This is a genomic window from Geofilum sp. OHC36d9, assembly GCF_052400685.1.
GTDB lineage: Bacteria > Bacteroidota > Bacteroidia > Bacteroidales > Marinilabiliaceae > CAZHHH01.
In genome coordinates, this window is record NZ_JBQTGJ010000003.1 from 271,711 (window position 1) to 283,703 (window position 11,993).

Annotated in this window: 11 protein-coding genes; 8 read left to right on the top strand and 3 right to left on the bottom strand. The window is 39.4% G+C overall.

Going from position 1 to position 11,993, the window contains the following annotated elements; all coding sequences use genetic code 11:
- Positions 1–77: 77 nt before the first annotated feature.
- Positions 78–1,106, bottom strand: coding sequence for a threonine aldolase family protein (locus ACT3CD_RS06035; RefSeq protein WP_444643896.1), 1,029 nt, complete (start codon positions 1,104–1,106; stop codon positions 78–80).
- Between the two features lie 127 nt (positions 1,107–1,233).
- Positions 1,234–2,352 carry a universal stress protein gene (locus tag ACT3CD_RS06040; RefSeq protein WP_444643897.1) on the bottom strand — a complete coding sequence of 373 codons (1,119 nt, stop codon included), beginning with the start codon at positions 2,350–2,352 and terminating at the stop codon, positions 1,234–1,236.
- A gap of 375 nt (positions 2,353–2,727) precedes the next feature.
- Here ACT3CD_RS06040 and ACT3CD_RS06045 point away from each other — a divergent pair, with 375 nt between their 5' ends.
- Positions 2,728–3,234, top strand: a complete 507-nt coding sequence (locus ACT3CD_RS06045) for a YfiR family protein (RefSeq protein ID WP_444643899.1) — start codon at positions 2,728–2,730, stop codon at positions 3,232–3,234.
- A 12-nt stretch (positions 3,235–3,246) separates the two neighbouring features.
- Here the strand turns inward: ACT3CD_RS06045 and ACT3CD_RS06050 are convergent, their stop codons facing one another.
- A complete protein-coding gene (locus ACT3CD_RS06050) occupies positions 3,247–5,475 on the bottom strand; it encodes a RelA/SpoT family protein (protein WP_444643900.1) in 2,229 nt (742 codons plus the stop codon).
- A gap of 634 nt (positions 5,476–6,109) precedes the next feature.
- On the opposite strand from ACT3CD_RS06050, the gene ACT3CD_RS06055 reads away from it, so the two are divergent.
- The 7 genes from ACT3CD_RS06055 to ACT3CD_RS06085 all read left to right on the top strand — a co-directional run bounded on the left by ACT3CD_RS06055 (position 6,110) and on the right by ACT3CD_RS06085 (position 11,913).
- The gene (locus ACT3CD_RS06055; protein WP_444643902.1) at positions 6,110–6,388 is read left to right on the top strand and encodes a YtxH domain-containing protein; all 279 of its coding nucleotides are present in this window, start codon (positions 6,110–6,112) and stop codon (positions 6,386–6,388) included.
- Between the two features lie 111 nt (positions 6,389–6,499).
- Complete coding sequence (locus ACT3CD_RS06060; protein WP_444643904.1) at positions 6,500–6,871, top strand: phage holin family protein; 372 nt, start codon at positions 6,500–6,502, stop codon at positions 6,869–6,871.
- A complete protein-coding gene (locus ACT3CD_RS06065; protein ID WP_444643906.1) occupies positions 6,858–7,121 on the top strand; it encodes a hypothetical protein in 264 nt (87 codons plus the stop codon). Before ACT3CD_RS06060 ends, ACT3CD_RS06065 begins: the two co-directional genes overlap by 14 nt.
- Positions 7,122–7,188: 67 nt before the next feature.
- Positions 7,189–9,192: an NAD-dependent DNA ligase LigA gene (gene ligA / locus ACT3CD_RS06070; protein WP_444643907.1), complete on the top strand. Its 2,004-nt coding sequence runs from the start codon at positions 7,189–7,191 to the stop codon at positions 9,190–9,192.
- Positions 9,193–9,196: 4 nt separating this feature from the next.
- On the top strand, positions 9,197–9,754 hold the full coding sequence (locus tag ACT3CD_RS06075; protein ID WP_444643909.1) for a DUF6913 domain-containing protein: 558 nt from the start codon (positions 9,197–9,199) through the stop codon (positions 9,752–9,754).
- Positions 9,755–9,797: 43 nt separating this feature from the next.
- The gene (gene lpoB / locus ACT3CD_RS06080; protein ID WP_444643911.1) at positions 9,798–10,382 is read left to right on the top strand and encodes a penicillin-binding protein activator LpoB; all 585 of its coding nucleotides are present in this window, start codon (positions 9,798–9,800) and stop codon (positions 10,380–10,382) included.
- A gap of 130 nt (positions 10,383–10,512) precedes the next feature.
- Positions 10,513–11,913 carry a COG3014 family protein gene (locus tag ACT3CD_RS06085; RefSeq protein ID WP_444643913.1) on the top strand — a complete coding sequence of 467 codons (1,401 nt, stop codon included), beginning with the start codon at positions 10,513–10,515 and terminating at the stop codon, positions 11,911–11,913.
- Positions 11,914–11,993 lie beyond the last annotated feature (80 nt).

The window sequence follows — 11,993 nt, forward strand, 5'->3', positions numbered from 1 at the left end:
ATTCAAATTTTCCGGGCTATGCAAGCCTCAAAAATAAGCATTCTTATGTGCCACCTGAATTTACGAACCAGCACTGTTTATCTCGTCATCGACTTCAGATGATTCACAAAAGCGTTTACATCCTCCTCTGTCGTATCGAATGCGGTCATCCATCTTACTTCCGATCTGTTTTCATCCCACACATAGAAAAAAGAAGTCGTCTGTAGTGGTTCAATCCAATCTTTAGGAATAATGGCAAAAACCCCGTTAGCCTGCACTTCCTGAGTTATTCTTACGCCCTGAACCTTAGCGGCTTCCAAAGCCAGCAACCGGGCCATTCTATTGGCATGCAAAGCATACTTGCGCCACTTTTCATCCATAAGGTAAGCTGTAAACTGAGCCGAGACAAAACGCATTTTGCTAAATAGCTGAGCCGACTGCTTACGAATAAACTTAACAGCCTGCGTCAGCTCTGGATTAAAAACCAATACCGCCTCTCCCATCAACATTCCATTTTTGGTTCCGCCAAACGACAATATATCGACACCGGCGTTAACCGAGACATCGGCCAATGAGCAGTTTAAAGCGGCAGCTGCATTGGCTATACGTGCCCCATCCATGTGTACCAGCAAATTATTTTTATGGGCAAAGCCGCAAATGGTCTTTATTTCATCCAAAGAGTAAAGTGTCCCCATTTCGGTACATTGCGTAATCGAAATAACCTTTGGCTGCACATGGTGTTGATCATCAAAGCCGTGTAAAAACGGCGCAATCAATTCCGGCTTTAATTTACCATCAGGTGTCGGAATATCCAACAGTTTACATCCTGTGAATTTTTCAGGTGCGCCACATTCATCGACATTTATATGGGCCGTTTGGGCACATATAACCGCTTCAAAAGGCCGCATCATAGACTGAAGCGAGACCACATTCGCCCCCGTGCCGTTAAAAACAAAAAAAACTTTAGTGGCTGCTCCAAATTCATTTTTAAATAGCCCGATTGCTTTTCGGGTATAATCATCATCACCATAACCTCTGGTATGGTCCTTGTTGGCCTGCACTAACGCATCCATTATTTCAGGTAACACGCCAGCGTTATTATCACTCGCAAATCCTCTATTTGCCATAATTAAATTTTTTAATCATCAAATATAGCTAACATGCGCAAAAAAATATCCGGCAAATGTCACCATTTCCGGATATTAAAAATTCAGCTAATACTAACTGGTGGTAAAACCCTTGAAACCCCATGACTTAAGCATGAAATACCAACATAGGCGTATTGGTATGAAACAACATTTTTTTACCCAGAGACGGGTTTATTAACCTGCCCAATAAATTACGGCGTTTGCTGGTAAAACTTATTATATCTATTTTTTGCCGTTGAATAAAACCTTCCAATCCTACCCAAAAATCTTCGTTATCAATCAAATCACAAGCCACGTTTAATTTCGGGAATTGCTTCTCCATAAACTTTTTTAACCCATCCAGTTTTAATCGATCCCATTTTTCGCTATCTCCCAACCCGACATGAACAAAGAAAATTTTCACATCCAGAGGTCTTACAATTTTTTCTAACTTTTCGAGCGCTACAAAATCTGATTCTTCGAAAGCAGTGGCATACATCAGGTTTTTAATATTATCAATTCCGTTGTATTCAAAATCTTCCGGAACAGCTAACACCGGAACGCGGGCCTTTTCCATCACCTCAGCCGTAACACTGCCAATTAAATCGGCTGCCTTACGATCTTTTCCACGGGTACCCATTATAATCACCGTTGGCTGATAATCATCACTAAAATGAATAATTTCATCCTCGGCCACGCCCCTAATCAACTTCTTCCTGATTTTAAGCGTTTCACCACCCAATTGTTCTTTTTTCTTCCGGAAACGATGCATAAAATCACTCATATTCGTAATAGCCTGTTGTTCCATGTCAACCACCATCTCTTCCATACTTGAGTCATATATATAAGCATCTGAAAATGGCAGGGTATTGACTATTGGATTAAAGTATACATTTAACACCATGATTTCGGCATCAAGTCGCATTGCCCAGTCCAGCGCAATATTAGCGGCTTTCTCAGAATAATCACTAAAATCAACAGGAAGTAAAATACGGGATTTACCCGTTTTCCCTGTTTTTTGAGCGACCATTTTTTCAATTCCGGGCTCTTCAATCGATTCCATCAATTTCATTGCCCGTTCCAAATCAGATTCTTTGATACGAATTTTGACACTGGCATTAACTGCGCCTTCAATTACATTAGTATTTTGAAGAACACATTCAATACCCTCAGCTTCAAGTAAACTTTGAAGAATGCTCACATGCTGAAAAGTATTGGTTGTTAGAGTTATAATTTTATCTTTCATATGATTATAATTTGTTTTTCAGTTGCCATATGGAACTCGCCGGGATAATCATACTTCTGTGTGTGAAATAATTCCCATGGCTCGTTTCATCGCTATAAAAAATTTTAATTATCGTAGTCGTATTAAAAATAGATATTTATATCAAATATATGAACAAGACAATTATCTTTATACCCTTACCACGATTAAATTACATTAATCATTTGAAAATATCAAGAAATTTTATACTTTCAATTTAGGCTTGGTATTTGTGGTGAAATTTCATATTACTAATTTGACAAAAAAATAAAAGAGTGTCATTTTTAATTTGAAAAGAGTTCTGTTTAGCAGAAAATGAGTAACATTAAGAACGTCATTTATTTTAAAGTTTTAAATATGAAAAAAGTATTGACCCTTATTATAGCAACACTATTTTTAGGAAATTTACCTGTTAATGCCCAATTGGAGAAATATCATAAAATATTCATCCTGAACTTTATCAGGTACATAGAATGGCCAGGTCTCGAAAATCAATTAAGTTTTAAGATTGGTATTTTAAGTGAAAACCACCCACTCACCAATGAATTAAAAGCTGCTGCAAAAGATTACAAATTGGCAGGAAAACCCATTGAAGTTGTTGAATTTAAGTCAACAGATGATTTAACAGCCTGTCATATTTTATTTGTACCCAACAGCCGTCTGTCTCAATTGCGAAAAGCCGCCAAAATTTTGGCTGGCGTATCAGTCCTAATTATCACCGAGTCCAATGATTTTACGCCAAGTGATGCCGTTATTAACATTCTGGTTCAAAATGAAAAAATGACTTACACCGTAAATGAAGAAAATGCGAAAGAACGACAATTGAAAATCAGCAGTCACTTAATTGAAAAAGCGAAAAAATAAATCTTGTATTTATTATATAATAGCGTCAATTCGGGAAACAGATAATACACCTCTAACACTTTTTACTTTTTTTATCAAAGTGTTCAGTATCTGATTATTATTAACAAACACTGAAATAGTCCCTTCAAAGAGACCTTCGGTGCTGTTAACATTAATCGATCTTATTTTAAGGTGAAATTCCTTGGATATGACTTGCGAAATATTACTTACAATACCAATATCATCCTCACCAACCACCTTTATGGCTGTCAGATAATTGCCTCCGGCTTCTCCGGTCCATTTGGCCTTCACAATGCGGTAGCTAAATTTATTGTGCATGTCAGGGGCATTGGGACAATTAACGCGATGAATACGAATCCCTCCAGAAACTGATACAAATCCAAACACATCATCCCCAAAAATAGGATTACAGCATTTCGCCAAAGAGTAATCCACATTGGTCAAATTCCGGTCAATCAGCAGCACATCATCGCTCAGTTGATCTTCCTCATCCGGCTGCGGGGCCACAAAATTCTCTGCACTTCTCACACCTGCAGACACCTCATTTATCTCCTGCTCCTTACGAGCCTGATGTTGAACAAAGTCTTTAATGGCCATCACGTCCAGTTTTTCGATGGCAATATCACGAAAAAAGTCGTGAACACTTTTGTATTTATAGTGCTTAACTAATTGTCCTGTTAACTGGTCAGTAAGCTCTAATTTCCAATTCTTTAGGCGACGAACAAGTGTTTCACGACCAAATTCGGCTTCTTTGTACTGAATTTCACGCAGGGCTTGTTTTAATTTGGATTTAGCTTTTGATGTCACCACAATATTTAGCCAGTCTTGTTTTGGCTCCTGATTGGAAGCCGTTATAACTTCCACCTGATCGCCATTTTGCAGGACATGACGTATGGAAACATTCTTCAAATTGACCTTTGCCCCCACACATTTTTTCCCCACTTGCGAATGAATGTCAAATGCAAAATCAAGAACTGTTGCTCCTTTTGGTAATCGTATCAAATCCCCTTTGGGCGTAAATACAAAAACTTCTTCGTCGTATAAATTTAGTTTAAAGTCATCTATAAAATCAACGGCATTAAGTTCCGGATTTTCAAGAATCTCGCGAACATTAGCCAGCCAGTTATCCAGGCCCTGATCACCTTTAATACCTTTGTATTTCCAGTGTGCTGCCAACCCTTTTTCTGCCACTTCATCCATCCGATGGGTACGAATTTGTACCTCAACCCACTTATTTTCGGGCCCCAGTACCGTTGTGTGCAACGATTCATAGCCATTACTTTTGGGAATAGAAAGCCAATCCCGCATCCTGCTTGGATTGGGTTGATACTTGTCGGCCACTATTGAATAAACCTTCCAGCAATCTGCTTTTTCATTTTTTAAATCGCTGTCAAGAATCACTCTAATGGCAAATAAATCATATACCTGCTCAAACTCCACCTTTTGTTTTTTCATCTTGTTAAAGATGGAGTGAATGGTTTTGGTGCGTCCTTTAATATCGAATTTCAGGTTGTGATTTTTCAGCTCCAACTCGATCGGTTCAATAAACTCTTTGATGTATTTATCGCGGGCACGTTTGGTTTCATTTAGTTTCCTGGCAATAAACTTATACATGTCGCGATTGGTAAATTTCATTACCAGATCTTCCATCTCCGATTTAATGGAATACAACCCCAGGCGGTGGGCCATTGGCGCATACAGATAAGACACTTCTGATGAGATAGACAACTGTTGTTCTTCACTATAGAGTTGTAACGTACGCATGGTTTGCAAACGGTCGGCAATTATTATAAGAATCACTCTCACATCCTGTGCAAAAGTGAACAGCAGTTTTCTGAAATTTTCACTTTGTATGGACGTGTTCCGCTGATACAATTCAGAAACTTTGATTAATCCGTCCATAATACCTGCCACATTGCCGCCAAATTGCTTTTTAATCTCCTCAACAGACATCCCCGACCGACAAACCGTATCGTATAACAGGGCGCTGATAAGCGACGTACGGCCCAACCCCATTTCTTCAAATACAATACGACTGACCGCCAACGAATGAAGAATAGATAATCGGCCAGACAACCGCCTGCTAAATCCGTTTTTTTTCAGAATGCTGTCAATAGACTGACGAACCTGACGAATATCAGACGTATCGAGAATTCCTGTTGTAACGCGTAATAGTTTCCTGTACGAATTAATAATTTCAGTACGTTCATCGGGCGATATAATTGAAGTGGAATCTTCCATATTAAGACACTTTTACAACTGTAAAGATAAAAACATTCGGAATAATATCAGATAGGTAGTTTGGCAATTAGTCTCTTAATTGAACTAAAACACGAATACCGCAATCCATTCGATTTAAAATCCGGCATTTAGTGCTTGCAAGAAAAACCAAACTTCTGCGCTATAACTTGTCCGAAAGATCAGCTTTTGCTTCGGCAAACTCAAATTTTGGGCGCTTTGCAAGTCTATAATTTGAACTTTCAAACTGGGGCTCCGGACTTTAAAGTCAACCACGACTTACTGTTTTTCAATTTCGAATTTAATATACAAAATAATTAACTATCAACATATTACGTTAAACTCAACCAACATTTTTTTTGCAAACGTTGTATACTAATAGCAATGATTCAAATTTTATTGATCTTAAATTCTTTTTTGATCCATATCAAACGATATTATCACATTATCACGTATCATTAAAAATTCGCATATCACTCGTTTTTCAGGACTGAATTAAACTTATTTTTATAGAAGAAATATTTTTAGATAATCTGATTGATAAATTGACTTCATCAAATCTTTTGATTAAATTTAAAATATTCATCTCGTATGAATAGATTATTAAAATTATTGTTAAACCCTAAATAGATCAATTATGAAATCGACAGGCGCATTTTTGACCGGATTATTGACCGGAGCTGCTGTTGGCGCAGCTCTGGCTTTATTATATGCCCCCGAAAAAGGGGATATTACAAGAGCCGAAATTAAAAAGAAAATGGCTGAAATGGAAAAAGAGCTTTCTCGTTTGCGTGACAAGCTGAAAGAAAAAGGTGGCGAGTTAAAGGATGATATAAAAAAGCGTATTCAAGAAGTAGAAGCTCGTCTTGAGGAATTGATGCAACAGTACAAAAAAGTATCTGAGAAAACCAAATAACATTATTGATTATCAGTCGATACTGCCTCCGTAAATTCAATTCGGGGGCAGTACTTTTTTAGTCCAATAAAAATAGAAACTGAAATCAAGCCATTTAAAACTCTACCAATCATGATTCAGGATGAATTAAAAGAAAACTTCGACGAAGTAAAATCAGAATTTGAGAACTATGTAGATAAGCGAATCGACCTGTTAAAACTTCATATTGTAAATGAGTTATCGCGTTTTACAGCAGGATTTGCCGTTAAGATGGGTATTTTATACCTGTTTTTTTTCGTGCTATTGTTTCTTTCGTTGGCTTTGGCCTTTTTTTTGGGCGCGATGCTTCACTCAACCGGTTGGGGATTCATCATTGTTGCCGGTATCTACCTTTTACTGTCTGTTATTTTTTTCCTAATGCGTGGCATTATTGTACATCGGCCAGTTATCCGTTCCTTTATCAATTTATTTTTTCCAAAATTCGATACCAATGAAGAGGCCTAAGAATGCATACGACCATATAAATTCCTTCAACGACCTTAAAAATGAGCAGTTTCGTTTATTATATGAAACCCGTTTGGCGCGTCGTAAACTTGAAATGTCGGTATTGGAGCTTCAGTCAACGCTGAGTCCTATACGTCTGCTAGGAACACTTTTCTCGGAGTGGGTAAAGCCAGTTAAAGCTGGTATAAAACAATGGCTTGTGGATTTTATCCGGGGGAATTCGAAACAGGATCGTGAAGAGGTAAAATAAATGGCTACGAAATGTTTTTGTCCTATAAAATTGTATTTTTGCTAGGTCAACAGGGAAAAATAGATTTATGGAACAAAACGACAGTGTCCTTCGATTAAAGCAGTTACGCGAAGAGCTTCATCATCATAACTACCGTTACTACATACTCAATGAACCCTTAATTTCGGACTATGAGTACGATAAAAAAATGGCCGAACTTATTGATTTGGAGCATAAACATCCGGAGCTGACTGATGCCAATAGCCCATCGGTTAGAGTCGGCAGTGACCTGAGTTCCGATTTTCGGTCGGTGCCACATAAATATCCGATGCTTTCGCTGGGAAACACTTACTCAGAAGAAGAATTACGCGATTTTGTGAATCGCGTTGAAAAAAATATTGGGCATCCTGTTACTTTTGTCTGTGAGTTAAAATACGATGGAACGGCCATTTCACTGACGTATGAAAAAGGCATGCTGGTATTGGGCGTTACCCGTGGCGATGGCGTCATGGGCGACGATGTAACAGCCAATGTGCGTACCATAAAAAGCATTCCCTTAAAATTACATGGCAATTATCCCGAATTATTTGAAATTCGTGGCGAAATATTCATGCCACATGTCGGTTTCGACCAGATTAATGCGGAACGCGAAGCCGCCGGAGAGTTAGCTTTTGCCAATCCTCGTAATGCGGCGGCCGGCTCACTGAAACTTCAAAACAGTTCACAAGTGGCTAAACGACCACTGGAATGTTTTCTTTACCACCTGATAACCGATACCCCGCCTGCCAACAGTCATTATGAAACGCTGAAAACGGTTCAATCGTGGGGATTACGCATCTCTCCGCACATGCAACTGTGCCGCTCCTTCGATGAAGTCTTTAACTTCATACGCTATTGGGATAATGCCCGCAAAGACCTTCCTTATGACATTGATGGCGTAGTGATAAAAGTGGACGATCTGCAGTTACGCGATGAATTGGGATTCACAGCCAAATCTCCGCGTTGGGCCATCGCCTATAAATTTAAAGCAGAATCGGTTTTTACACAACTCCTTTCTGTTGATTTTCAGGTTGGGCGCACAGGTGCCATCACACCGGTGGCTAACCTGAATCCAGTGCAATTAGCCGGAACAACAGTGAAACGAGCCTCGTTGCACAATGCCGATATTATTGCGGCTCTTGATTTACATCTTAACGACGTGGTCTCGGTAGAAAAAGGTGGCGAAATTATTCCAAAAATTACCGGCGTCGACGCAGGGTTGCGTCAGCCAGGCTCACCCAAAGTCGCTTTTATAACCAACTGTCCCGAATGTGGCACCCCTTTAATACGTATCGAAGGCGAAGCGGCTCACTATTGTCCCAATGCCGTTGCTTGTCCGCCACAAATAAAGGGTAAAATTGAACATTTCATCAGTCGAAAAGCAATGAATATTGATGGTTTGGGCAGCGAGACCGTTGCATTACTTTATCAACAAGGGTTGGTGCACACAGTGTCTGATTTATACCGCTTAAAACCATCACATCTGTCGGGTCTGGAACGATTGGGAAGTAAATCGGCCGCTAATATTGTGACCGGCATCAACGAATCGCGTAAGGTTCCTTTTGCCAGAGTCTTATTTGCACTGGGCATCCGTTTTGTTGGCGAAACAGTGGCCAAAACATTGACACAGGCTATGCCTTCAATAAATCAAATAATGAATGCCACCTACGATGAGCTGATAGCCATTGACGAGATAGGCGATAAAATTGCAGGCAGCATTATAGCCTGGTTTGCCGACAGCGAAAATCGACGTCTGATAGAAGACCTGCAATCGTTTGGCTTGCAGATGGAGGCCATTAACAACAAACAGGAAGCGGCTTCCGATAATCTAAAAGGAATGTCAATTGTTATTAGTGGCGTTTTCAGTCGGCCACGTGATGAGTTCAAATCTATGATAGAGGCTCATGGTGGCAAAAATGTTTCAGCCATATCATCCAAAACCGACCTTGTTTTGGCCGGTGAAAATATGGGGCCGGCTAAACTGGCACAAGCCCAAAAACTGGGGATAAAGATCATCAGCGAAAATGAATTTATGCAACTAATTGAATCGTAATATTGTGAGCTTCTTAAAAAAAACGAAACTTCGTCTGGGTGAATACCTCCTAAAAAAGCAATCGCGGGGTATCAGCCGGGAATTAAAGGCTATAAACCTAAAACAGGCCAAATCAGTTGGCGTTATCTTTGATGCAGGCCAAAAAGAGGACCGTAAAATTATTAGCGATTTTTTACGACCTTTGGCCGATAGAGGTGCAAAATATAGTATATTGGGATTTATCCCCGACATAAAAGATCAAAATGATTATATCAGCGATAAAACCTATACTTTTTTCAGCATCAAGGAATGCGACTGGTTATACCGGCCAACAACTAAAGAGGTAGATCATTTTATCAATCAAAAATTTGACATCCTTCTCTTTTTTGCGGTAAAAGACTATTTTCCATTAAAATGGGTGCTTCGCTTATCAAAAGCAAAATTTAAAGCAGGTGCTGAAGGTTATTATCATGAAGACCTTGACTTTATGATCAATACAGATATAACATCGACCGCTCAATTACTTAAAGAAATTGAGCACTATTTGGGTAATTTGCAGGTCGCAGAAAATCAGATGGCATAAATATTGATATCATAATAAAAACACTAATTCAACACTATCAACTATGAAAATTTATTCTTTAGTCACCGTATTGTTCCTGGGACTTATGCTTCAAGGCTGTTTTTCACATAAAGTGGAAAGAGTGGGAACAGAAGAAAATATTGATTTAAGCGGACGTTGGAATGATTCAGACTCCCGCATGACGGCCGAAGCCATGGTAGACCAGATTCTGGGAGGTACCTGGATTTCTAATCATTCAGGCGATACCGGTAAAAAGCCGGTGGTTATTGTAGGTCTGGTTTACAATAAATCGCACGAACATATCGATGCCGAAACCTTCATTAAAGATGTAGAACGGGCCTTCATCAACAGCGGACGAGTCCGTTTGGTTCAAGCCGGCGATAAGCGCGAAGAGCTGCGTCGTGAAAGAGCTGCCCAACAGGAATTTGCGTCCAAAGAAACAGCCAAAAAATGGGGACAGGAACTGGGTGCCGATTATATGCTAAACGGAGACATCAACTCTATTGTAGACTCCTACAAAAAAGAAAAAGTCAACTACTATCAGGTTAATCTGGAACTAACAGATCTCGAGACCAGCGAAGTAGTTTGGATTGGAGACAAAAAAATCCGCAAATATATTCGCAACTAAATATTTGCTGTTAATAAAAACCGTAAGTTGAGGCCATGCTTCAGCTTACGGCTGTTTTGTACTGTTCTATCAGCAAAGAAATTCCGGACCTTCTCTTATGTCACATTCGCATAATAAACTATTCTCGCGCATGAAATATGCGTTGCCCTCTATGGCCATACTATCATTATTGGTCTGGGGCTGTGCCACTTTTTATCAAACTACTGCTGTTATTCAGAATAATATACAGCAAGGAAATTTTGAGGCAGCCAATAAACAACTGGAAAAAGAAAAAAAGTGGGCCACGAACCAAAATCGCGTTCTTTATTTTATGAATCGCGGTGTAGTAGATTTTATGTTGGGATTGCATGACGAAAGTAACCAGTATTTTAATAAAGCTGACTACTACATTGAGGATTTCAGCAAAAATATGGGTAGTGAAGCATTGGCTCTTATTTCCAACCCGATGGTAAAACCTTATCAGCCGGAAGATTTTGAGGCCATAATGGTTAATTATTATAAAGCGCTGAATTATATAGCCCTTGCCGACTACGAAGGTGCACTGGTTGAGTGCCGGCGGGTGAACATACGATTACAACAACTAAACGACCGGTATAAAAAACATAAAAATAAATACGCCAACGATGCCTTCGCTCATAACCTGATGGGCTTAATTTATGATGCAATGGGCGATTATAACAATGCATTTATTGCTTATAGAAATGCGTTTGAAGTTTATGACGACGAATACACCACCCTATTTGGAGTAACCCCTCCACTCCAACTTAAAAAAGACCTGTTGCTCTCGGCTAAAAAATCAGGTTTTCCCAAAGAAGTTCAGTACTATGAAGATAAATTTGGAATGACTTGCCCTACCGAAAATCAAAATGATGGCAAATTGGTGTATATATGGATGACCGGCTTTGGCCCGGTTAAATCAGAATGGAGTCTGAATTTGACAAATATGGGTGTTAATAATGGCAATATGATATTTGGAAGCGATGAGTTAGGTATGACCTTCCCTGTATTTATTGGAAATCAAAGCAGGGAACAACAATCGGCCTTTAAAAATTTATCGATTGTACGTATGGCCTTCCCCAAATATATTGAGCGCCCGCCAAAATTTGTTACCGCCGAACTGGCGTCGGAATCAAAAAAATATCCTTTGGAACTGGCACAAGATATCAACAAAATAGCCTATCAGTCGCTACAGGACAGACTGTTGCGCGAATTGGGAAACAGCTTGTTAAGACTGGCAACCAAACAAATGATGGAACAGGCAGGTCGCAATCAGAATGAAAATCTGGGAACCATTATCAGCATTGTAAATGCCATGACCGAGAAAGCTGACACGCGCAACTGGCAATCGTTACCCTATGCAATATCATACACCAAAATACCATTATCAGAAGGCATCCATCAACTTCAGTTGAACCAGTACGGACAAAACACCAAGACAACAGAGAAGGTGACCGTTGATATAAAGGCGGGAAAAACCACATTTAAAGTATTCCATCAATTGGGAGGCGCCTCAGTTCTAAACAACTATTAGTTAGAGTCTGTCTAGAAAATCCAACTTCTGCGTTATGCTCATAAAATGGGCTATCACCAGTCATGCACTTTTAGTGGCAA

Bases quoted from the DNA above. Each gene is read 5' to 3' on its own strand.
- ligA (WP_444643907.1), top strand. From the start codon at position 7,189: ATGGAACAAAACGACAGTGTCCTTCGATTAAAGCAGTTACGCGAAGAG.
- ACT3CD_RS06050 (WP_444643900.1), bottom strand. From the start codon at position 5,475: ATGGAAGATTCCACTTCAATTATATCGCCCGATGAACGTACTGAAATT.
- ACT3CD_RS06065 (WP_444643906.1), top strand. From the start codon at position 6,858: ATGAAGAGGCCTAAGAATGCATACGACCATATAAATTCCTTCAACGAC.
- ACT3CD_RS06085 (WP_444643913.1), top strand. From the start codon at position 10,513: ATGAAATATGCGTTGCCCTCTATGGCCATACTATCATTATTGGTCTGG.
- ACT3CD_RS06060 (WP_444643904.1), top strand. From the start codon at position 6,500: ATGATTCAGGATGAATTAAAAGAAAACTTCGACGAAGTAAAATCAGAA.
- ACT3CD_RS06055 (WP_444643902.1), top strand. From the start codon at position 6,110: ATGAAATCGACAGGCGCATTTTTGACCGGATTATTGACCGGAGCTGCT.
- ACT3CD_RS06045 (WP_444643899.1), top strand. From the start codon at position 2,728: ATGAAAAAAGTATTGACCCTTATTATAGCAACACTATTTTTAGGAAAT.
- ACT3CD_RS06040 (WP_444643897.1), bottom strand. From the start codon at position 2,352: ATGAAAGATAAAATTATAACTCTAACAACCAATACTTTTCAGCATGTG.
- ACT3CD_RS06035 (WP_444643896.1), bottom strand. From the start codon at position 1,106: ATGGCAAATAGAGGATTTGCGAGTGATAATAACGCTGGCGTGTTACCT.
- lpoB (WP_444643911.1), top strand. From the start codon at position 9,798: ATGAAAATTTATTCTTTAGTCACCGTATTGTTCCTGGGACTTATGCTT.